The organism is Streptomyces sp. NPDC096193, assembly GCF_040302905.1.
Taxonomy (GTDB): domain Bacteria; phylum Actinomycetota; class Actinomycetes; order Streptomycetales; family Streptomycetaceae; genus Streptomyces.
This window is the reverse complement of sequence record NZ_JBEOSJ010000020.1, coordinates 57,117-77,239: the sequence shown is the minus strand read 5'-3', so window position 1 is coordinate 77,239 and position 20,123 is coordinate 57,117. Positions and strand designations below refer to the sequence as shown.

Annotated in this window: 18 protein-coding genes and 1 riboswitch; of the genes, 5 read left to right on the top strand and 13 right to left on the bottom strand. The window is 71.5% G+C overall.

Annotated features, from left to right (window positions below):
• Positions 1 to 60: 60 nt before the first annotated feature.
• Complete coding sequence (locus ABTX78_RS25995) at positions 61 to 1,953, top strand: AAA family ATPase (protein ID WP_352209206.1); 1,893 nt, start codon at positions 61 to 63, stop codon at positions 1,951 to 1,953.
• Between the two features lie 3 nt (positions 1,954 to 1,956).
• On the opposite strand, the gene ABTX78_RS25990 is transcribed toward ABTX78_RS25995, so the two are convergent.
• The 10 genes from ABTX78_RS25990 to ribD all read right to left on the bottom strand — a co-directional run bounded on the left by ABTX78_RS25990 (position 1,957) and on the right by ribD (position 10,433).
• The gene (locus ABTX78_RS25990; protein ID WP_313947519.1) at positions 1,957 to 3,048 is read right to left on the bottom strand and encodes a hemolysin family protein; all 1,092 of its coding nucleotides are present in this window, start codon (positions 3,046 to 3,048) and stop codon (positions 1,957 to 1,959) included.
• Positions 3,045 to 4,385, bottom strand: coding sequence for a hemolysin family protein (locus ABTX78_RS25985; protein WP_352209205.1), 1,341 nt, complete (start codon positions 4,383 to 4,385; stop codon positions 3,045 to 3,047). Before ABTX78_RS25985 ends, ABTX78_RS25990 begins: the two co-directional genes overlap by 4 nt.
• A gap of 203 nt (positions 4,386 to 4,588) precedes the next feature.
• A complete protein-coding gene (locus ABTX78_RS25980; protein ID WP_352209204.1) occupies positions 4,589 to 5,044 on the bottom strand; it encodes a PH domain-containing protein in 456 nt (151 codons plus the stop codon).
• Positions 5,045 to 5,058: 14 nt separating this feature from the next.
• Positions 5,059 to 5,907, bottom strand: coding sequence for an ATP phosphoribosyltransferase (gene hisG, locus ABTX78_RS25975; RefSeq protein ID WP_352209203.1), 849 nt, complete (start codon positions 5,905 to 5,907; stop codon positions 5,059 to 5,061).
• A gap of 51 nt (positions 5,908 to 5,958) precedes the next feature.
• Complete coding sequence (locus tag ABTX78_RS25970) at positions 5,959 to 6,231, bottom strand: phosphoribosyl-ATP diphosphatase (protein WP_142215995.1); 273 nt, start codon at positions 6,229 to 6,231, stop codon at positions 5,959 to 5,961.
• Positions 6,232 to 6,302: 71 nt separating this feature from the next.
• Positions 6,303 to 6,788, bottom strand: a complete 486-nt coding sequence (gene ribH / locus ABTX78_RS25965; RefSeq protein ID WP_313947514.1) for a 6,7-dimethyl-8-ribityllumazine synthase — start codon at positions 6,786 to 6,788, stop codon at positions 6,303 to 6,305.
• Positions 6,789 to 6,812: 24 nt separating this feature from the next.
• A complete protein-coding gene (locus ABTX78_RS25960) occupies positions 6,813 to 8,102 on the bottom strand; it encodes a bifunctional 3,4-dihydroxy-2-butanone-4-phosphate synthase/GTP cyclohydrolase II (protein ID WP_352209202.1) in 1,290 nt (429 codons plus the stop codon).
• Complete coding sequence (locus ABTX78_RS25955) at positions 8,099 to 8,752, bottom strand: nicotinamide mononucleotide transporter family protein (RefSeq protein WP_352209201.1); 654 nt, start codon at positions 8,750 to 8,752, stop codon at positions 8,099 to 8,101. Before ABTX78_RS25955 ends, ABTX78_RS25960 begins: the two co-directional genes overlap by 4 nt.
• Complete coding sequence (locus ABTX78_RS25950; RefSeq protein ID WP_313947511.1) at positions 8,749 to 9,357, bottom strand: riboflavin synthase; 609 nt, start codon at positions 9,355 to 9,357, stop codon at positions 8,749 to 8,751. The genes ABTX78_RS25955 and ABTX78_RS25950 overlap by 4 nt, the downstream gene beginning before the upstream one ends.
• A gap of 2 nt (positions 9,358 to 9,359) precedes the next feature.
• Positions 9,360 to 10,433, bottom strand: coding sequence for a bifunctional diaminohydroxyphosphoribosylaminopyrimidine deaminase/5-amino-6-(5-phosphoribosylamino)uracil reductase RibD (gene ribD / locus ABTX78_RS25945; protein ID WP_352209200.1), 1,074 nt, complete (start codon positions 10,431 to 10,433; stop codon positions 9,360 to 9,362).
• A gap of 153 nt (positions 10,434 to 10,586) precedes the next feature.
• A riboswitch (FMN riboswitch) is annotated at positions 10,587 to 10,717 on the bottom strand.
• A gap of 286 nt (positions 10,718 to 11,003) precedes the next feature.
• Between ribD and ABTX78_RS25940 the strand changes: the two genes are divergently transcribed.
• Positions 11,004 to 11,753, top strand: coding sequence for an SDR family oxidoreductase (locus ABTX78_RS25940; RefSeq protein WP_352209199.1), 750 nt, complete (start codon positions 11,004 to 11,006; stop codon positions 11,751 to 11,753).
• A 465-nt stretch (positions 11,754 to 12,218) separates the two neighbouring features.
• On the opposite strand, the gene ABTX78_RS25935 is transcribed toward ABTX78_RS25940, so the two are convergent.
• Positions 12,219 to 13,388 carry an ROK family transcriptional regulator gene (locus ABTX78_RS25935; RefSeq protein WP_352209198.1) on the bottom strand — a complete coding sequence of 390 codons (1,170 nt, stop codon included), beginning with the start codon at positions 13,386 to 13,388 and terminating at the stop codon, positions 12,219 to 12,221.
• Between the two features lie 91 nt (positions 13,389 to 13,479).
• On the opposite strand from ABTX78_RS25935, the gene ABTX78_RS25930 reads away from it, so the two are divergent.
• Positions 13,480 to 14,694 (top strand): MFS transporter, encoded by a 1,215-nt coding sequence (locus tag ABTX78_RS25930; RefSeq protein WP_352209197.1) that lies wholly within the window; start codon positions 13,480 to 13,482, stop codon positions 14,692 to 14,694.
• 73 nt (positions 14,695 to 14,767) lie between these two features.
• Here the strand turns inward: ABTX78_RS25930 and ABTX78_RS25925 are convergent, their stop codons facing one another.
• Entirely contained in the window at positions 14,768 to 16,051 is a 1,284-nt protein-coding gene (locus ABTX78_RS25925) for an alginate lyase family protein (RefSeq protein WP_352209196.1), read from the bottom strand.
• A gap of 171 nt (positions 16,052 to 16,222) precedes the next feature.
• Between ABTX78_RS25925 and ABTX78_RS25920 the strand changes: the two genes are divergently transcribed.
• Entirely contained in the window at positions 16,223 to 17,620 is a 1,398-nt protein-coding gene (locus tag ABTX78_RS25920) for a uracil-xanthine permease family protein (protein ID WP_352209195.1), read from the top strand.
• Between the two features lie 79 nt (positions 17,621 to 17,699).
• Positions 17,700 to 18,404 carry a DUF5995 family protein gene (locus ABTX78_RS25915; RefSeq protein ID WP_352209194.1) on the top strand — a complete coding sequence of 235 codons (705 nt, stop codon included), beginning with the start codon at positions 17,700 to 17,702 and terminating at the stop codon, positions 18,402 to 18,404.
• A gap of 23 nt (positions 18,405 to 18,427) precedes the next feature.
• On the opposite strand, the gene ABTX78_RS25910 is transcribed toward ABTX78_RS25915, so the two are convergent.
• Positions 18,428 to 20,119, bottom strand: coding sequence for a flavin monoamine oxidase family protein (locus ABTX78_RS25910; RefSeq protein ID WP_352209193.1), 1,692 nt, complete (start codon positions 20,117 to 20,119; stop codon positions 18,428 to 18,430).
• Between the last annotated feature and the right edge of the window lie 4 nt (positions 20,120 to 20,123).

Sequence of the window (20,123 nt, the reverse complement as noted above, 5' to 3'; positions counted from 1 at the left end):
CCGGGGGTCCGGGGGGCTCCCCCGGAAAACACAGCCCAGGTGCACTTTGTGGGGGACCTGATGGACATCGGCACTCAGGGCGCACCGGCCCCGGCCGACCTCGCCTGGGTGCGCGGCGTGGACGCCTACACCATGGGGGCCTACCCCCAGGCGGAGGAGGAGTTCCGCAGCGCCGTGCGGCTCGACCCCGGGATGGCGGACGGCTGGCTCGGGCTCCATGCGCTGCGCGTCGACACGACGACCGCGTTGCTGCGCATGTACCGCAACCGCGAACGCTTCGGCGAACAGCGCGCCCGGCACCGCCGCACACTCAACTCCTGGTACTGGCTGGGCTGGTGGGTCCAGCCCGTGCTCGAAAGCCCGCGCGATCTCCTGCTGGCGCACGCCTCCCACTGGCTCGACGGCCGCCATGTGCCCGAGCTCGACCGGGCGCTCGCCGGGCTGCCGCCGGTGGACGCGGACCCGCAGGTCCGGTTTCTGCACGCCTGCCGCGCCTACCTGGTCAAGGACTGGGAGCAGCTCGTACGCCACACCGAGCCGCTGGTCAACGATCAGGTGCTGGGCATCGAGGCCGGGCTCTTCGGCGGCATGGCCCGGGTGCGTCTGGAGATGTACGGACAGGCCGAGCCGCTGCTGTCGGCCGCCCTGATGCGCTGTCGCAGCGAGCAGCCGCAGCGCAAGGAGCTGCGGTACTGGCTGGCGCGCGCTCATGAGGGCACCGGGCGCAGCGCGGCCGCGCTGCCACTGTACCGGGCGGTGCACCGTATCGACCCGGCGTTCATGGACACCTCGGCCCGGCTCGCCGCGATCGCCGAGTACGACGGGATGGACGGCTTCGACGACTCGGCCGGGCTCGCCGTCTCCCTCGCCGGATACGGCCAGGACGCGGTGGACGCTCAGGCGGAGGGGGAAGGCTCCCCGGCCGCCGACGCCCGTATCGGCATCGATCCGCAGACGCAGCTGCCCGGCTCGGTGCCCGCCGCACCGCCCGAGACCATCCGCCACCGGGCGGCGGTGCCCGCACAGCCGGCGCCCCCGCTCTTCCCGGCCGGCCCCACCGACCCGGACCTGCTCGCCGACGCTCTCGCCGAGCTGGACCGGATGGTGGGTCTGGAACCGGTGAAGCGGCAGGTCAACGCCCTGTCGGCGCAGCTGAAGATGGCAAGGCTGCGGGCCGGCCAGGGGCTGCCCGTACAGCCGCCCAAGCGCCACTTCGTCTTCTCCGGCCCTTCCGGCACCGGCAAGACCACCGTGGCCCGCATCCTCGGCCGGGTCTTCTACGCGCTGGGGCTGCTCGGCGGCGACCATCTGGTGGAGGCCCAACGGTCCGATCTGGTGGGCGAGTTTCTCGGCCAGACGGCGGTGAAGGCCAACGAGCTGATCGACTCGGCGCTCGGCGGTGTGCTGTTCGTGGACGAGGCGTACAGCCTGTCCAACTCCGGCTACAGCAAGGGCGATGCGTACGGCGACGAGGCTCTGCAGGTGCTGCTGAAGCGGGCGGAGGACAACCGCGACAATCTCGTGGTCATCCTGGCCGGCTATCCCGAGGGCATGGACCGGCTGCTCGCCACGAACCCCGGGCTGTCGTCACGCTTCACCACCCGCGTCGACTTTCCCTCGTACCGACCCCTGGAGCTCACGGCGATCGGGCAGGTGCTGGCCGCCGACAACGGCGACACGTGGGACGAGGAGGCCGTCGACGAGCTGCGGTCCATCAGCGGCCATGTGGTCGACCAGAGCTGGATCGACGAGCTGGGCAACGGCCGCTTTCTGCGCACCCTGTACGAGAAGAGCTGCGCGTACCGCGATCTGCGGCTGTCCGGCTACCCCGGCACGCCGACCCGCGAGGATCTGGCCACCCTGCGGCTGCCCGATCTCATGCAGGCGTACGGCGAGGTCCTGTCGGGCCGCGGTCCGCGGGACCGCGGCTCCCAGGAGCCTCCACCGCTCTGAGCCTCAGCCGACCAGCGCGGTGTCCCGGGCCGGGGGCGTGGTCCGGGGCGTGGACGGCACGGTGATCCGGTGGGACGGGTCGCGGACCTCGCCCACCAGCATCTCCAGCACGTCCTCCAGGGCGACCAGGCCCAGTACCTGTCCCGACGCGTCCGCGACCTGCGCCAGATGGGTGGCGGCCCGGCGCATCACGGTGAGGGCGTCGTCCAGCGGCAGCTCGGCCCGCAACGTGGCCATGGGCCGCCAGATGTGCTGGGGCACCGCCCGTTCACGGTCCTCCAGGTCGAGGACGTCCTTCACATGGAGGTACCCCATGTACGGCCCCGGCCCCTCGGCGCTCACGGGGAAGCGGGAGTAGCCGGTACGGACGGTCAGTTCCTCGATCCGGCGCGGAGTGACCGACGGCGGCACCGTCACGAGGGCGGCGCGGGTGATCAGGACGTCGCTCACCGGGCGGGAGCCCAGTTCGAGCGCGTCCTCCAGCCGCTCCTGCTCGGCCGGCTCCAGCAGCCCGGCCTGCCCCGAGTCCTCGACCAGCTGGCCCAGCTGGTCGCTGGTGAAGACCGACTCCACCTCGTCCCTCGGCTCGACCCGGAAGGCACGCAGCACCAGCCGGGCGCAGGCGCCGAGTGCCGCGGTGACCGGACGGCACAGCCGGGCGAAGGCGACGAGGCCCGGGCTGAGCCAGAGCGCGGTCTTCTCCGGTGCGGCCATGGCGAGGTTCTTGGGGACCATCTCGCCGATGACGAGATGCAGGAAGACGACCACGGCGAGCGCGATCACGAAGCCGAGCGGATGGATCAGGCCCTCGGGGACGTGTGCCGCGTGGAAGACCGGCTCCAGCAGATGCGCGACGGTCGGCTCGGCGACAGCGCCGAGGGTCAGCGAGCAGATGGTGATGCCGAACTGGGCGGCCGCCATCATCTGTGGCAGGTTCTCCAGTCCGTGCAGCACCTGGCGGGCCCGGGCCGAGCCCTCCGCGGCGAGGGGTTCGACCTGGCTGCGGCGGACGGACACGAGCGCGAACTCGGCCCCCACGAAGAACCCGTTCGCGAGCACCAGCAGGCCGGCGAAGGCGAGTTGGAGAACGCTCATCGCGCGGCCTCCGTGAGCACCGGGACGTCGGCGGTGCGCACGAGGCGCACCCGCTCGGCGCGGTAGCGCTCCACCTGACGCACGGAGAGCCGCCAGCCGGGAAGTTCGGCCCGGTCACCGGGGGCGGGGATGCGGCCCAGCAGATCGGCGACCAGTCCGGCCACGGTCTCGTACGGGCCGTCGGGCACATCGAGGCCTATGCGGCGCAGGGTGAGCACCCGGCAGCTGCCGTCGGCCTCCCAGGCCGGCCGCCCGTCCTCGGCGGCCACCGGCGCGAGTTCGGGCTGGGCGTCGGCCTCGGCGTCGTGCTCGTCGCGCACCTCGCCGACGAGCTCCTCGACGATGTCCTCCAGGGTGACGACCCCGGCGGTGCCGCCGTACTCGTCGACCACCACGGCGATCGGCTGCTCGCTGCGCAGCCGCTCCAGCAACTGCTGGACCGGCAGGGTCTCGGGGACCAGCAGCGGCGCTACGGCGACCTCGCCGACGGGGACGCGCGTGCGCTGGTCGGCGGGGACCGCGAGGGCGTCCTTGAGGTGCACCATGCCGACGATCTCGTCGATGCGCTCGCGGTAGACGGGGAAGCGTGAAAGCCCGGTCGCCCGGGTGAGGTTGAGGACGTCGGCCGCCGTGGCATCGGTCCGGAGCGCGCTCATCTTCACCCGCGGCGTCATCACATGCTGCGCCGTGAGATGGCCGAGCGAGAGGGTGCGGACGAACAGGTCCGCGGTGTCCTGCTCCAGCGCGCCGGCCAGGGCCGAATGGCGGGCCAGGGACATCAGCTCGCCGGGGGTGCGCGCGGACGCCAGCTCGTCGGCCGGCTCGACACCGAACAGCCGTACGAGACGGTTGGCGGTCGAGTTGAGCAGCGTGATGACCGGGCGGAAGAGGGTCGAGAACAGATACTGCGGGCCGGCGACGAACCGCGCGACCTGGAGCGGCCGGGAGACGGCCCAGTTCTTGGGGACCAACTCGCCGATCACCATCTGGACGGCGGACGCGAGCAGCATGCCGATCACCACCGCGGCTCCGGAGACGGCCCCCGCGGGCAGCCCGGTGGCCGTCAGTGGCCCGTGGAGCAGCCGGGCGAGTGCCGGTTCGGCGAGCATGCCGACGACGAGCGAGGTGATGGTGATGCCGAGCTGGGTGCCGGACAGCTGGAACGACAGCTCGCGCAGCGCCCGGACGACGTTGCCGGCCCGGCGGTCGCCCTCGGCGGCGGCCCGTTCGGCGTCGGGCCGGTCGACGGTGACGAGACCGAACTCCGCCGCGACGAAGAAGCCGTTGGCGAGGATCAGAAGGAAGGCTGCGGTGAGCAGCGACAGGGGGATGATCATGCCGCCGCCTCCTGGGAGGGGGCGGCGCAGGTACTACCGGACGATCCGTCCATTGCTGGAGGGAGTCACTCCTCGGGTCGGTGGAGAGTCCCGCGGGCCGCGGGCGGCCGGGGGTGGGCGGGACGGGGCGCGCCTGGCGCCGCCGTCCCCAAGAGTAGACAAGCAAGCCGCGGACGCGGCAGGGGCATCGCCGCTCGAAAGGCTCAGTGAGCGTCCGAGCTGCCGCGGGACTCCGACAGCGCCCGCAGCGCGCGGAAGTCACGGATCGCGTGCTGCCTGGCGATTCCGGGCTGGATGCCCAGGACCGGCAGGCTGGTTCCGTCACTCAGATCCAGGAAGACCCAGGGGTCACCCGGACGGAGGTTGACACGGAGGATCTCCGCCCACTCCAGGCGACGGGTCCTGGTGAGGTTGACGACGGTGACCCCGCTCGTGTCGGCCACGACCTTGGGCCGGCTCAGCAGCATCAGGACGCCGAAGAACAGCACCGCGGTGAAGACGAAGCTGCTCCGCTCCGCAGCGCTGAGGTTCTCCAGCAGCAGGGCGACGGCGGTGATGACGACGAACATCGCCGCACCCACGGTCAGCAGGACGACACGGGTGCGTGTGGGCCGGAACGTGACCGGGAGCGCGGGGACTTCGGGCGCGGAAGCGGGCATGGTGTCGGACATCCTCAGAGCCGGCAGGCGTGAATGGCGGTGGTGAGGATGGCGCGAGCGCCCAGGTCGTAGAGATCGTCCATGATCCGCTGCGCCTCCTTGGCGGCGACCATGGAGCGCACGGCGACCCAGCCCTCGTGGTGCAGCGGCGAGATGGTCGGGGACTCGAGGCCCGGGGTGAGGGCCACGGCCTGCTCCAGGTGCTCGACCCGGCAGTCGTAGTCCATCATCACGTAGCTCCGCGCGACCAGGACGCCCTGGAGGCGGCGCAGGAACTGCTGCACCTTCGGGTCGTCGGTGTCCGCGCCGGTGCGCCGGATGACGACCGCCTCGGAGGTCATGATCGGCTCGCCGATCACTTGGAGGCCCGCGTTGCGCAGCGAGGTCCCGGTCTCCACGACGTCGGCGATGACCTGGGCCACGCCGAGCTCGATCGCCGTCTCGACCGCGCCGTCGAGGTGGACGACGGAGGCGTCGACGCCGTGCTCGGCGAGGTGCTTGGCGACGATGCCCTCGTAGGAGGTGGCGACCGTCATGCCGCCGAACTCGCCGACCCCGGACGCGGTGCCGGGCTTGGTCGCGTAGCGGAAGGTGGAACGGGCGAAGCCGAGCTGGAGGATCTCCTCGGCGCTGGCGCCGGAGTCCAGCAGCAGATCGCGGCCCGTGATACCGATGTCGAGCCGGCCGGAGCTCACATAGATCGCGATGTCGCGCGGACGCAGGTAGAAGAACTCGACCTCGTTCTCGGGGTCGACGAGCACGAGCTCCTTGGACTCCTTGCGCTGCTGGTAGCCGGCCTCATGGAGCATCGCCGACGCAGGTCCGGACAGTGAACCCTTGTTGGGGACGGCGATGCGCAGCATGAGTCGGGCTTCCTTCGTGCGTAGGGAGTGTTCTGCGTGTGACGGGTGTGCTCAGAGGTGGGCGTAGACGTCGTCGAGCGAGATCCCGCGCGCGACCATCATCACCTGGACGTGGTACAGCAGCTGCGAGATCTCCTCGGCGGCGGCTTCCTTGCCCTCGTACTCGGCGGCCATCCAGACCTCGGCGGCCTCCTCGACGACCTTCTTGCCGATGGCATGCACTCCCTTGTCCACCAGTTCGGCGGTGCGGGAGGTGGCCGGGTCGCCGTTCTTCGCCTTGAGCTGCAGCTCTGCGAAGAGCTCTTCGAAGGTTTTGTTCGCCATGATGGTCTCAGAGTAAAGGGTGCGGAAGGGCGGACATGCAGCGCCTCGGCCGAGGGGCGCCGGCGGGACGCTCAGCGCCAGGGTTCGCTGACGGTCCGGAGCGTGGCCGCGGTGGCCACGGCGGCGGTCACTGCCTCGTGCCCCTTGTCCTCGTGCGACCCCTCGATCCCGGCCCGGTCCAGCGCCTGCTCCTCGTTGTCACAGGTCAGCACGCCGAACCCGATCGGGACACCGGTGTCGATCGACACCTGGGTGAGGCCCTGGGTGACGCCCTGGCACACGTACTCGAAGTGCGGTGTACCGCCGCGGATGACGACGCCGAGCGCCACGATCGCGTCGTAGCCGCGGCCGGCCAGCACCTTGGCGACCACCGGAAGCTCGAAGCTGCCGGGGACGCGCAGCAGTGTCGGCTCGTCGATGCCCAGCTCGTGCAGTGCGCGCAGAGCGCCGTCGACCAGCCCGTCCATGACCTTCTCGTGCCACTGCGCCGCGATCACCGCGACCCGCAGATCGCCGCAGTTGCGTACGGACAGTTCGGGTGCACCCTTGCCGCTCATGTCTCTCCTTGACGCTTACTGGCTTTACTGGTTGCCGCAGGCGGACGCGCCGGTGGCGTCGAGCCGGGGCAGATCGTGTCCCATCCGGTCCCGCTTGGTGCGCAGATACCGGAGGTTGTGCTCGCCCGCGTGGACGGGCATGGGCTCGCGGCCGTGCACGGTGAGGCCGTGCCGGACCAGCGCGCTGATCTTGTCGGGGTTGTTGGTCATCAGCCGCAGGCTGCGGACACCGAGATCCTCGAGGATCTGGGCGCCGGCCGCGTAGTCACGGGCGTCGGCGGGCAGCCCCAGTTCGAGGTTGGCGTCGAGGGTGTCGCGGCCGCGCTCCTGGAGTTCGTACGCGCGCAGCTTGGACAGCAGGCCGATGCCGCGGCCCTCGTGACCGCGGAGATAGACGACCACTCCCCGGCCGTTCTTGGTGATGTGCTCCATGGACTCCTGGAGCTGGGGACCGCAGTCGCAGCGCAGCGAGTGGAAGATGTCGCCGGTCAGGCACTCGGAGTGGACCCGCACGAGGACGTCCTCGCCGTCGCCGATGTCGCCGTGGACGAGCGCCACATGCTCGATGCCGTCGACGGTGGAGCGGTAGCCGTAGGCCGTGAACTGCCCGAAGGAGGTGGGCAGATTGACCTCGGCCTCGCGCTTGACCGTCGGCTCGGCGGAGCGCCGGTAGGCGATCAGGTCCTCGATGGAGATGATCGTCAGGCCGTGCTTGCGGGCGAACGGGATCAGCTCGGGCAGCCGCAGCATCACCCCGTCCTCGCCGGCGATCTCGACGATCGCGCCGGCGGGGCGCAGGCCGGCGAGCCGGGCGAGGTCGACGGCGGCCTCGGTGTGACCGTTGCGGACCAGGACGCCGCCGGACTTGGCCCGCAGCGGGAAGACATGGCCGGGGCGCACGAAGTCGGAGGCCTCGGCGCGGCCGCCGGCGAGCAGCTGGAGTGTGGTGGCGCGGTCGGCAGCCGAGATTCCGGTGGTGACCCCGTGGGCGGAGCTCGCGTCGACGGAGACGGTGAAGGCCGTCTGCATGGACTCGGTGTTGTGCTCCACCATCTGGGGCAGCTCCAGCCGCTCCAGCTCGCCGCTCTCCATCGGCGCGCAGATCAGCCCGCGGCACTCGCTCATCATGAAGGCGACGATCTCGGGGGTGGCCTTCTCTGCGGCGATGACGAGGTCTCCCTCGTTCTCGCGGTCCTCGTCGTCGACGACCACGACGGGGCGGCCGGCGGCGATGTCACGGATGGCCTGCTCGACCGGGTCGAGGGCGAAGTCCTCGACGTTGTCGGTGGAGTACCAGGTGGGCTGTGCCGTCATGCTGCTGCTCCTTCCAGAGCGGGCTTGACGCTCCCACGGGAGCGCAGCCACCAGTCGCGCATGCCCCACAGGACGAGCGCGAAGTAGACCACGTAGACCAGACCGGAGAAGGCCAGGCCGCTGTTGAAGGCCAGCGGGACGCCGACGAGGTCGACGAGCAGCCAGGCGAACCAGAACTCGACCAGCCCACGGGCCTGGGCGACCATCGCGACGAGCGTGCCGACGAAGATGTACGCGTCGGCCCACGGGCTCCACGACAGCGACGGGTAGAGGGTGAACAGCCCGCCCACGGCCAGTGTGCCGACGACGGCACCGCCCGCGAGGAGGCCGCGCTCCTTCCAGGTGGCGAAGCGGACGGCGATGGACCCGTCCTGGGCCTGCTGCCGGCCGCGGCGCCATTGCTGCCAGCCCCAGAGCGCCACACCGATGACGAGGAGCTGCTTGCCGACTCCGCCGCTGAGCTGGGCGGAGGCGTACGCCGCGACGAGGATGACGCCGGAGGCGAACTGGGCCGGCCAGGTCCAGATGGAGCGCCGCCAGCCGAGCGCGAGCGCGAACAGCCCGACGCAGTTCCCGATCATGTCCGACCACAGGATGTGCTGGTCGAAGGCCGTGAAGGCCTCGGTGTTGAGCCAGGACAGAGCGCTCACCGTGCCGTCTCCTCGGTACCGGCGCCGAGCAGCCGCTCGACGTACTTGGCGATGACGTCGACCTCGAGGTTGACCGGGTCACCGCTCTGCTTGATGCCGAGCGTGGTCAGCGCGAGGGTGGTGGGGATGAGGCTGATCGTGAAGTAGTCGGGTCCGGCGTCGACGACGGTGAGGCTGACGCCGTCGACGGTGATGGAGCCCTTCTCGACCACATAGCGCGTGAGGTCGGCGGGGAGCGAGATCTTGACGATCTCCCAGTTCTCGGAGGGCTTGCGTTCCAGGACCGTGCCGACATTGTCGACATGTCCCTGGACGATGTGCCCGCCGAGCCGCCCGCCGACGGCCATGGGCCGTTCAAGGTTGACGCGGGAACCTGCCTGAAGCGCACCGAGACTGGAGCGGTCGAGCGTCTCGGCCATCACGTCGGCCGTGAACTCGCCGTCGGCGGTGTCGACCACCGTGAGGCAGACGCCGTTGACGGCGATCGAGTCGCCGTGCTTGGCGCCGTCGGTGACGACGGGTCCGCGCAGTCGGAAACGCGAGGAGTCGCCGAGATTCTCGACGGCGGTGACCTCACCCAATTCTTCGACGATTCCGGTGAACACGCTCAGCGCTCCTTCGGTGTGGCAGTGATACGCAGATCGGGGCCGATACGGACGGCCTCCGTCACGTCGAGGCGCAACGCCTCGGGGAGAGTGGAGATTCCGGCGTCGGCGAGGGCCGCGGGGCCCGCGCCGAGGAGGACGGGGGCCAGATAGCCGACCACCTGGTCGACCGCTCCCTCGGCGACGAAGGCGCCGGCGAGGGTGGGCCCGCCTTCGAGCAGGACGGAGCGGACGCCGCGTTCGTGGAGGGCCGCCAGCAGTGCAGGCACGGACAGCCCGCGCGCGGCCCTCGGCAGCCGTACGACATCGGGGAGATCGGTGGTCGCGTCGTCGGCGATCGCGACCAGCGTGGGCGCCGCGTCGTCGAGGATCCGGGCGCCGGGCTTCACCGCAGTGGCCTCGGTGTCGAGAACGACCCGCAGGGGCTGGGTCGCGCCCTCGATCCCGCGGACCGCGAGGTGCGGGTCGTCCGCGCGGAACGTGCCGGAGCCGACCACGACCGCGTCGGCCTCGGCGCGCAGCCGGTGGACGTCGGCGCGGGACTCGGACGAGGTGATCCAGCGGCTGGTGCGGTCGGCGGCGGCGATACGGCCGTCCAGGGTCGCGGCGTACTTCCACCGGACGAACGGGCGGCCGCGGCGCATGGCGGTGAGCCAGGCGGTGTTGCCCGCCGCGGCCTCCTCGGCGAGCAGGCCCGCCTCCGCCGGGATCCCGGCGGCGCGCAGGGTGTCACCGCCGCCGGTGGCCTGTGGGTTGGGGTCGGCGACGGCGTACACCACGCGGCCCATCCCCGCGTCGACGAGAGCCTGGGAACAGGGGCCGGTGCGACCGGTGTGGTTGCAGGGTTCGAGGGTGACGTAGGCGGTGCCGCCACGGGCCCGGTCACCCGCGTCGCGCAGGGCGTGGACCTCGGCGTGCGGGCCGCCGGCGCGCTCGTGGTAGCCCTCGCCGACGATCCGGCCGGAGGCATCGGTGATGACACACCCGACTACCGGGTTGGGGCTGGTGGAGCCGAGTCCGCGGGCGGCGAGCGTGATCGCTCGGCGCATGGCGGTGATGTCGGCTGCGGTGGCCACCGGGTCCTCCTGCCTCTTCGGGCACGGACTCCGGGGCCTGTCGACGAACGACAGAGAAGCGGGACGTCGCCGTACGGCTGCGCCTGGGCCGAGCACGCCGGTCGCCGGTAGACGACCAGCCACTACGACCGGCATGCCGCGTAGGGCCGCCCGCCGCGCACTGCCTCCCATCCGGACTTTAACCGTCGGTCCAGGAATTTCACCTGGTCAACCGGCCGCTGGATGCGGACGGGTCGCGGACTGTAACCGCCGGTTCGGAATTTCACCGACCCCGGAGTGCGCTGCTGCTGATACAGGGCAATTCTGCCACGCCTGGGCGTGGGCCATGCGAGTGATCAGATGTGTGCTGACTCACAAGTCTAGACATGCCACGCAAGAGGGCGAGCGCCCGGCCGGACCGCGGGGTGAACCCCCCTCGGACCGCGGTCGGTTCGGACCTATTGACGCACTGGTCTAGTCCTTTTAGTCTCTGGCCCACCTCGGCATGCCTGCGGGGTGTGGACTGCCCGGCGGCGGAGTCCCGGCCCTTGCCGCCGTCGGGCTTCTGCCGGACCTGGCAGGGTGAGCACCATGACCTCGATCCTGGTGACGGGCGGCACGGGGACACTGGGCACTCTGGTGAGCGCGCGTCTGCGCCGCGACGGGCACGACGTCCGCGTCCTCAGCCGCCGTGCCCAGCCGTACGCCGTGGATCTGCGCGACGGTACGGGCCTGGACGCTGCGGTCGAAGGGGTCGACGCGATCGTCCACTGCGCGACGAGCCCCCGCGGCGGCGACGACCGGTCCGCTGCCCGCTTGCTCACGGCGGCCCGCCGGGCCGGTGTCGGACATCTGATCTACATCTCCATCGTCGGCGTGGACCGGGTTCCGCTCGGCTACTACCGGGTGAAGCGCGAGGTGGAGCAACTGATCGAGCGGTCGGGCGCGTCCGGCGGCCCGGGATGGACGGTGCTGCGCACGACCCAGTTCCACGAGCTGGTGCTGAGCCTGCTGGCCGGCGCGTCCAGGCTTCCTGTACTGCCCCTGCCGTCGGGTGTACGCGTCCAGCCGGTCGACGCGGGCGAAGTGGCCGACCGGCTGGCCGAGTTGGCCCTCGGACCGCCCGTTGGCCGGGTCGCCGACATGGGCGGCCCGCAGATCCGGCCGCTCGCCGACCTGGCCCGCGTACACCTCCGGGCGACCGGACGCCGCCGCCGGATCGTGCCGGTGCGGCTCGCGGGCAAGGCGTACGCGGGCTTCCGCGCGGGCGGCCATCTGACACCGGAACGGGCGGTGGGGCGGGTCACGTTCGAGGAGTTCCTGGCGCGGCGGAAGGACTGAGCGCCGCCCCGACGCGTCGCGTCCTCGCGCCCCCGCGCCCCCGCGCCGAGCGTCCTGAACCGCCGGGCGGGCGATCCGCACGACGAGCGTCCCGCTACCGCCGGGCGAGCGATCCGCACGCTGAACGCCCCGCTCCCGCAGGGCCCGCGCCCCGCACGCTGAACACACGGGCGCCGCAGAGCTGTGCTGGGCACCCGGCGCGGAGCGCCCCGGTACCGCCGGGCTCGCGTCCCCGCGCCCAGCGTCCTGGACCGCCGGGCGGGCGATCCGCACGATGAGCCTCCCGCTCCCGCGGCGCCCCGTACGCCCAACGCCCCGCTACGGCTGGGCTCGCGTCCTCGCGTCGAGCGTCCTGAACCGCCGCGCGGGCGCCCCGCACGCCGAGCGTCCCGCTCCCGCGGGCCCCGCGCCCCGCACGCCCGGCCCCGCAGAGCACATCGCGTCGAGCGTCCCGCACCGGCGAGTTCACGCCCCCGGGGCGAACAGCTCGTCCTGCGCCGCCTCCCGGGCCGTCAGCAGCGCACCGTGCAGCACCGCGTCGCCGCCCAGATCACCGGCGCGGACCTGGGTCGGGAGCGGGGTCAGCGCCGCCAGCCTGGTCTCGACCCGGGCGGCCAGCTCCTCGCCGCCCGCCCGGCCGACCTCGCCGCCCAGGACGACACAGCCCGGGTCGAGGACCGAGGCGACCGCGGCCGCACCGAGCGAGAGGCGGTGCGCCAGTGCGTCGAGGAAGCCTGCGTGGTCCCCGGCGACCGCGGCGGCGACCAGCGCGGCCGCCGCGGGGCCGCGCGCCGGTGCTGCCTCGATGCCGTACTGCTCGGCCAGTTCGCAGATCGCGGCGGAGCCCGCCAGCGAGTGGAAGCCGCCGTCACAGTCGTTCGCCGACGGCAGCCCGGCCGTGCCCGGCACCGGCAGGAAGCCGATCTCGCCCGCACCGCCCGAAGCTCCGCGGCGGAGCCTGCCGTCCAGGAAGAGCGCGGCGCCGACCCCGTGGCCGAGCCACAGATAGACGAAGGTGTCGCGGTCGCGCGCGGCGCCGGCCCGCTGTTCGGCGAGCGCGGCGAGATTGGTCTCGTTCTCCACCACGACCCGGGCCGGCAGCCGGTCCTGGAGCGCGGCGACCAGGCGGCGGTGCCAGGCGGGCAGCCCGGAGGTGTCGCGCAGTTCGCCGCTCAAAGGGTCGATGAGGCCGGGCGCCCCGATGCCGACGCTGTGCAGCCGGGCCGCACCCGCCTCGCGCACGGTCCGTTCCAGGAGGGCGACCGCCCGCTCGACGGCGGGCTCGGTGCCGGTGTCGTCGCCGATGGGCAGCGACGCCTCGGCGAGGGTGACGCCCAGCAGATCGGCGACGACGAGGGTCACCCCCTGGGTGCGGACGTCGAGGGCGGCGAGATGCGCGCGGTCGGCGACGATCCCGTACACCCGGGCATTGGGCCCACGCCGCTGCTCCCCCGACTCTCCGACGACCTGGATCAGGCCGGAGCCCTGGAGCCGTTCCACCAGGTCGGCGACGGTGGGCCGGGACAGGCCGGTCATGACCTTGAGCTGCCCTGCCGTCAACGGGCCCTCGCGCTGGAGCAGTTGAAGGGCGACCCGGTCGTTGATGGCCCGGGCGGTACTGGGGGATGCGGGCATGCCTGGATCCTTCCAGATCTGACCCGCCCACTATTTATCAGGCAGGGTTCCTGATAGTTTACGCCGACCAACCAAGGGGAGGAGCAGAGTCATGGCGGAGGAAGCGGCCTACGGGCAGCGGCGGTTGCGGCGGGCGCGGTTCGCCGTCGCCGCGGTCTTCTGTGTGCACGGCGCGGTCACCGGCAGCTTCGCCACCCGCATTCCGTGGATCCAGGACCATGCCGCGGTCAGCGCGGGACAGCTGGGCCTCGCTCTCGCCTTCCCCGCCCTCGGCGCGTCGGTCGCGATGCCCCTCGCCGGCGCGGTCAGCCATCGCTTCGGCGCGCGCAACGCGCTGCGCGGACTGCTCGCCCTGTGGACCCTCGCCCTGACGCTCCCGGCCCTCGCGCCCAACCTGCTCGGTCTGTGCGCGGCGCTGTTCGTGTTCGGCGCGACGGCAGGCATGTCCGACGTGGCGATGAACGCCCTCGGGGTGGAGATCGAGAACCGGCTCGACCGCTCGATCATGTCCGGACTGCACGGCATGTGGAGCGCGGGCGCCCTGATCGGATCGGCCGGCGGCACCCTCGCGGCCCATCTGGGTACCGACGCCCGCCTGCACCACACCCTCGCGGCGCTTGCCCTGACCGTGCTCGGACTGATCGCCTGCCAGGGCGTACTGGATCTGCGCAGCGCGCCCGACGAGGAGCCGCCGCCGCGCTTCGCCCTGCCGCCCAAATCGGCCGTCGTCATCGGGGCGATCGGGTTCTGCGCGGTCTTCGCCGAGGGCGCGAGCCTGGACTGGTCGGCGGTCTACCTGCGGGACGTGATGGACACGTCGCCGGGTCTCGCGGCCGCGTCGACCACGGCCTTCGCTCTGACGATGGCCGTCGCCCGGCTCGCGGGCGACCGGATCGTGGACCGTTTCGGTCCCGTGCGTACGGTGCGCTGGGGCGGAGTCCTCGCGACGGCGGGCGGGCTCACGGTCGTCCTCGCACCGCATCCGGCGCTGACGATGACCGGCTTCGGATTCATCGGACTGGGTGTCGCCGTCGTCGTCCCGCTCGCCTTCGCGGCGGCCGGACGCAGCGGCCCGAACCCCAGCCAGGCCATCGCGGGCGTCGCGACCATCACCTACACCTCGGGCCTGATCGCGCCCTCGGCGATCGGTGCGGTCGCCGACGCCACCAGCCTGGTGGTCTCCTTCTCCCTGGTGACGGCCCTGGCGTTCGGGCTGACCCTGGGGGCGGGCGTGCTGCGGTCGGCCGGGCGGGAGCAGGCCAAGGCGGGGACTCAGGACCGGGCCGTATCCGAGCCCCGGACCTGAGGCCCGGACCTGAGCCGTTCATGGAACCCGGCGGGCTCCGCGCGCGCCGGGCTTCTCCGCTTCCCGGCCTCGGTCAGCCGGCGATCGAATCGAGCTGTTCCGCCGCGGGCCGCAGCGCCCAGAGATCTCCGCCCGGAGGTGCCTGGAGCCGGGGGACGGCCGCCTTGGCCCTGCGGTCACCCGCGTCGGCCGCCGCGTGCACGACATCGGTCGCCGCGTACCGGTAGAACTCGAGCTCCGGATGCGGCCACGGGGCCGCGCCGGTCGCCGCGGGCAGCAGATAGTCGACAGCCTTGAACAGGCTCTGCCCCTGCGGCCCGCGGTAGGCCCACAGGTCGACGCCGACCTTCCTGCCGATGTCCGCGAGCCGTGTGTACGCGACCAGGTCGAAGGTCGAGTAGTGCCAGCTGCGGGTGCGGGCGAGCTCCTGCGGCTGGCTCCCGTCGGCGGCTATCTGCGGGTCGATGCGCTTCGCGCGCGCGTCGAGGACGGTCCGGCGGGCGAGCGCCTTGTCCCCGGTCGCGACGGCGAGAGCGGCGACCTGCATGTCGTGGAAGGTGCCGTGGTTGTTCTTGGCCGCCGCCTCCTGCTTGCCGAACGGGCTGTTCACCAGCCAGTCCAGGAACGCGGTGTTCCAGGCACGCATGCCGGAGCGGTCCTTCCCGGACCAGCCGGGGGCTCCGGTGTCGAGGATCGCGATGGCGTCCAGCACGCTGGTGTACATCTGCGAGAAGTCGATGATCCCGATCGCTCGGCCGTCGTACTTGCAGGGGATGAACTGCCCGTGGTTCAGGTGGGGGTTCATCCGGGTGGCCGGGTCCACGAACCAGGTGCGCAGGATCTTCGAGGCGTGCTCGGCGTACTTCTTCTCGCCGGTGTAGTACCAGGCGAGGCTGAGCGTGGTGGTGGAGTTGACGACCTTGCCGATGTCGGGGCGGTCGGTGCCGGTGTCGACCTCGGGATTGCGCTCGCCGTCCCGCTGGACGTAGGGGCAACCCCAGGGATTCTCGGGGGTCTTGGGGTGCGAGGGCCACCAGTAGGGCGCCTGGCTCAGATAGTCGTGGACATCGCCGCTCGGCGCGGGCTTGGGCTTGTCCACCACGGTCCAGGGCCCCTGCCCGAGCCAGCCGTCCGCGCGGACGGTCAGATCCCTGACGGCCCGGCGCAGGGCCGGATCACCGCGCTCCAGCCGCTTTCTGGCGTCTTCCAGCCGCTTGCCGTCGATGACCGCCGTCCTCGGCACCTGGTGCGAGCCGGCGGTGGCGGCCTGGGACGCCGCGGTCGGTACGAGGACGGCGACGCAGCCGGCGAGAGCGGTGAGCACAACTCCCCAGCGGCGTCGAGGTCTTACGGTCATCGAGCACTCCCATCAGATACGTGAACGAGATTCATGAACGGGACCGTGCGAGCGTAGGGCCACCAGGTACGAGTGACAATGCTGCGCGCACGATTCACGGATGGGACTGCGGCGCTTATCGGCCACTACGATTGCGCCGATCATCGAACGACTGTGGAAGTGGAGCGGCCCGTGAACCTCGGCGTGCGCTGGACCCTGCACGGCGACGGGCGGACTCCCGCTCCGGGCGCCGTCGTACGCCCCGACGAGCGGCTCTCCTGGCCGCGCACCGCGGGTCTCGGGGCCCAGCATGTGGTGGCGATGTTCGGGGCGTCCTTCGTGTCCCCGATCCTGATGGGGCTCGACCCCAACCTCGCGATCATGATGTCCGGCATCGCGACGGCGATCTTCCTGCTGGCGACCCGCGGGAAGGTGCCCAGTTACCTCGGCTGTTCGCTCTCCTTCGTGGGCGTCGCCGCCACCATCCGGGCCTCGGGCGGTGACAGCGCCACCGTGACCGGCGCGGTCTTCGTCGTCGGCGCGGCGCTCTTCCTCGCGGGCCTCGCGGTGCAGCGCTTCGGGGCGCACATCATCCACACCGTGATGCCGCCGATCGTGACCGGTGCGGTCGTCATGCTCATCGGCTTCAACCTGGCGCCGGTGACCGCCACGACGTACTGGCCGCAGGACCAGTGGACGGCCCTGCTGACGATGCTGTTCACCGCGCTAGCCGTGGTGTGTCTGCGCGGTTTCTTCTCCCGGATCGCCATCTTCCTGGGACTCGTCTTCGGTTACGCGCTGTCCTTCGTCCTCGACCGGATCTTCGGCAGGATCCACTCCCCCGCCGGCGGCGCGGAAGCCGTCGACCACTGGCGGCTCGACCTGTCGGGCGTGGGCAGGGCCGACTGGATCGGCCTCCCGTCCTTCCACGCACCGAGCTTCGAGTGGTCGGCGATCCTGGTCGCCCTGCCGGTGGTCATCGCGCTGATCGCGGAGAACGCCGGACACGTCAAGGCCGTCGGCGAGATGATCCGCGAGCCGCTCGACGACAAGCTCGGCACCGCGATCGCAGCGGACGGCGCGGCCTCCATGCTGTCGACGGCCGTCGGCGGGCCGCCGAACACGACGTACTCCGAGAACATCGGCGTCATGGCGGCCACCCGCGTCTACTCGACCGCCGCCTACTGGGCCGCGGCCTGCTTCGCCCTGCTGTTCGGACTCTGCCCGAAGTTCGGTGCGGTGGTCGCCGCCATCCCCGGCGGGGTCCTCGGCGGGATCACCGTGATCCTGTACGGCATGATCGGCCTGCTCGGCGCCCAGATCTGGATCAACGCCAAGGTGGACATGCGCAATCCGCTGAACCTCGTACCGGCGGCGGCGGGCATCATCATCGGCGTCGGCGGGGTCAGCCTGAAGATCACCGACACCTTCGAGCTCAGCGGCATCGCCCTCGGAACGATCGTGGTCATCGCCGGCTACCACCTGCTGCGGGCCTTCGCCCCCGCCCATCTCAAGCGGCAGGAGCCCCTGCTGGACTCGGGCACCTCCACGTACGACGAGGCCGACAAGCACCCGGACGAGCAGCCGTAGCCGCCCGCGTATTCCCTCGTTTCGGGGAAGTCCCGGCCGGTCACCGCACCCGTGGGCCTGCGGCTGGGACGCTTCCGGTATGGCGCAGAGGGAACTGCTCGCACCGCCGGCCGACTGCCGCCCGTCCCCGGTCGACTCCGTGGTGGAGCGGATGGTTTCGTTCCGCTCGATCTGGCCCGCGACGGACGGGGTCGCGGTCTTCAACCGCGTCTATCTGACGGTCACCGAGGAGATCGACCGGCGCATCGCGGCGGGCGACTTCCCCGACCGGCGGGCCGCCGCCACGCTGGACGTGCTCTTCGCCCGGCGCTATCTGGCGGTCGTGGACGCGGCTGCGGTGGGCGAGCGGCCGCCGGCGTGCTGGCGTCCGCTGTTCCAGTACCGGCGCCACCCCGGCATCCACCCGGTGCAGTTCGCCCTCGCCGGGATCAACGCCCACATCGGGCACGACCTGGCGCTCGCCGTCGTCGACAGCTGCCGGGTGCTCGACTGCGAACCGGCCGATCTGGAGGGCGAGTTCGACCGGGTCGGCGACATCCTCACGCTCCTGGAGGAGCGCATCAGGGAGGACCTGATGCCGGGACCCGATCTGCTGGAGATCGCGGATCCACTCACCCATCTGCTGGGCGCGTGGAGCCTGGACCGGGCGCGCGACGGCGCCTGGTCCGCGGCCCGGCTGCTGTGGGGCGTACGGACGCTGCCGGAGCTGGCCGACGAGTTCACCGAACGGCTGGACACGGGCGTCGGCCTGGTCGGGCGCTGCCTGCTGACGCCCTGGTCCTGACCGGAGGGCCGGGACCCCGGAGGTCAGTCCTCCGGCAGCTCGACGGGAGCGATCTCGTCGAACACGTCACCGGGACCCGGGTTGGTCGGATCGGTCGTGCCGCCGAAGTGCGCCATCACACCCCACACGGCGTTCAGCGCGGTCTGCACCGCGCCCTCCGCCCAGCCCGCGGTCCACGAGATGTCGTCACCGGCGAGGAAGATGCCGCGCTTGTCGGCGGGCAGCGAGTCCTGCATGAAGTGGGTGAACAGCCGGCGCTGGTAGCGGTAGTGGCCGGGCAGGTTCGCCTTGAACGCGCCCATGAAGTACGGCTCGTTCTCCCAGGACACGGTGACGGGGTTGCCGATGACGTGGCTGCGGATGTCGACGTTCGGGTAGATCTCGCCGAGCGACTTGAGCATGACCTCCATGCGCTCGTTCGCAGACAGCGGCAGCCACTTCAGGCTGTCGTCGCACCAGGTGTAGGAGAGGCAGATGACGGCCGGCTTGTCCGGGCCGTTGTCCAGCAGATACGTGCCGCGCGTCATCCGGTCGGTGAGCGTCATCGACATCGTGTCGCGGCCGGTCGTCTCGTCCTTGTCGAGCCAGAACGGCCGGTCGACCGGGACGAAGAGCTTGGACGACTCCATGTAGTGGGTGCGCTCCATCGCCGTCCAGTGGTCGATGGGGAAGAGCGAGTCGTCGCAGTCGATCTTGGAGAGCAGCAGCCAGGACTGAGCGGTGAAGATCGCCGCCTGGAAGGTACGGATGTCGCCGGACGCGTCGGTGACGGTGATGCGGTTGCCCGCCGTGCGGTTGAGTCGGGTCACGGCCGGACGGGGCTCGCCGTCGTGCAGGGAGGCGAGCGAGGTGCCCAGCGGCCAGTGCACGATCTTCCGCGGCTCGCGCTCCCACAGACGCACCGGCAACTGCTGCGAACCGCCGACGATCCCGCGGTGGTGGTCGTCCGCCTCGGTGTAGACGACGCGGAGGATCTCCAGGATGGAGTTGGGGAAGTCGGTGTCCCAGCCGCCGGTGCCGAATCCGACCTGGCCGAAGATCTCGCGGTGCCGGAAGGACTTGAAGGCCTCCGAGTCGCACAGGAACCCGTAGAAGGTCTGGTTGTCGAGCTTCTCGACGAGCTTCGCCCAGATCTCACGGATACGGGGCACGTCACGGTCGCGCATGGCGCGGTTCATGTCGGAGAAGTCGGCACCCTCCTCCAGGCAGGCGTTCCAGGCGGCGGCGACATCGCGGTAGACCTGCGGCAGGTCATCGATGGTCTCGGCGTAGTGGGACTCGCCCTTGAGGTCGACCACGGTCGAGGGGGTCGCCTCGGACAGCGGGTTCGGGAACGGTTCGGTGACCAGTCCCACCAGGTCGATGTAGTGCTGGAGGGCCGTCGAGGACGGCGGAAAGCGCATGGCGCCCATCTCGGCGGTGAGCTCCGGGTCGCAGCCGTCGAAGCCGACGGTGCGCAGCCGGCCGCCGATCCGGTCCGCCTCGTAGACGACGGGCTTCAGGCCCATCTTCATCAGCTCGTACGCGGCGACGATGCCGGAGAGCCCGCCGCCGACGACGGCGACCTCGGTGCCGTGCTCGGTCGCGGGTATCTGGCCGAGGCCGGCGGGGTGGGCGAGGAAGTCGTCGTAGGCGTACGGGAAGTCCGGACCGAACATGGTGATCGGCGGCTGAGCGTCGGTGTGCTGAACAGCGGTGGGCACCGTGGACGTCATGGGG

Coding starts and splice junctions, on each gene's coding strand:
- ABTX78_RS25940 (WP_352209199.1), top strand. CDS start 11,004: ATGACCTCGATCCTGGTGACGGGCGGCACGGGGACACTGGGCACTCTG.
- ABTX78_RS25915 (WP_352209194.1), top strand. CDS start 17,700: ATGGCGCAGAGGGAACTGCTCGCACCGCCGGCCGACTGCCGCCCGTCC.
- ABTX78_RS25995 (WP_352209206.1), top strand. CDS start 61: ATGGACATCGGCACTCAGGGCGCACCGGCCCCGGCCGACCTCGCCTGG.
- ABTX78_RS25990 (WP_313947519.1), bottom strand. CDS start 3,048: ATGAGCGTTCTCCAACTCGCCTTCGCCGGCCTGCTGGTGCTCGCGAAC.
- ABTX78_RS25985 (WP_352209205.1), bottom strand. CDS start 4,385: ATGATCATCCCCCTGTCGCTGCTCACCGCAGCCTTCCTTCTGATCCTC.
- ABTX78_RS25960 (WP_352209202.1), bottom strand. CDS start 8,102: ATGACGGCACAGCCCACCTGGTACTCCACCGACAACGTCGAGGACTTC.
- ABTX78_RS25980 (WP_352209204.1), bottom strand. CDS start 5,044: ATGCCCGCTTCCGCGCCCGAAGTCCCCGCGCTCCCGGTCACGTTCCGG.
- ribH (WP_313947514.1), bottom strand. CDS start 6,788: ATGAGCGGCAAGGGTGCACCCGAACTGTCCGTACGCAACTGCGGCGAT.
- ABTX78_RS25925 (WP_352209196.1), bottom strand. CDS start 16,051: ATGACCGTAAGACCTCGACGCCGCTGGGGAGTTGTGCTCACCGCTCTC.
- ABTX78_RS25910 (WP_352209193.1), bottom strand. CDS start 20,119: ATGACGTCCACGGTGCCCACCGCTGTTCAGCACACCGACGCTCAGCCG.
- ABTX78_RS25930 (WP_352209197.1), top strand. CDS start 13,480: ATGGCGGAGGAAGCGGCCTACGGGCAGCGGCGGTTGCGGCGGGCGCGG.
- ABTX78_RS25935 (WP_352209198.1), bottom strand. CDS start 13,388: ATGCCCGCATCCCCCAGTACCGCCCGGGCCATCAACGACCGGGTCGCC.
- hisG (WP_352209203.1), bottom strand. CDS start 5,907: ATGCTGCGCATCGCCGTCCCCAACAAGGGTTCACTGTCCGGACCTGCG.
- ABTX78_RS25970 (WP_142215995.1), bottom strand. CDS start 6,231: ATGGCGAACAAAACCTTCGAAGAGCTCTTCGCAGAGCTGCAGCTCAAG.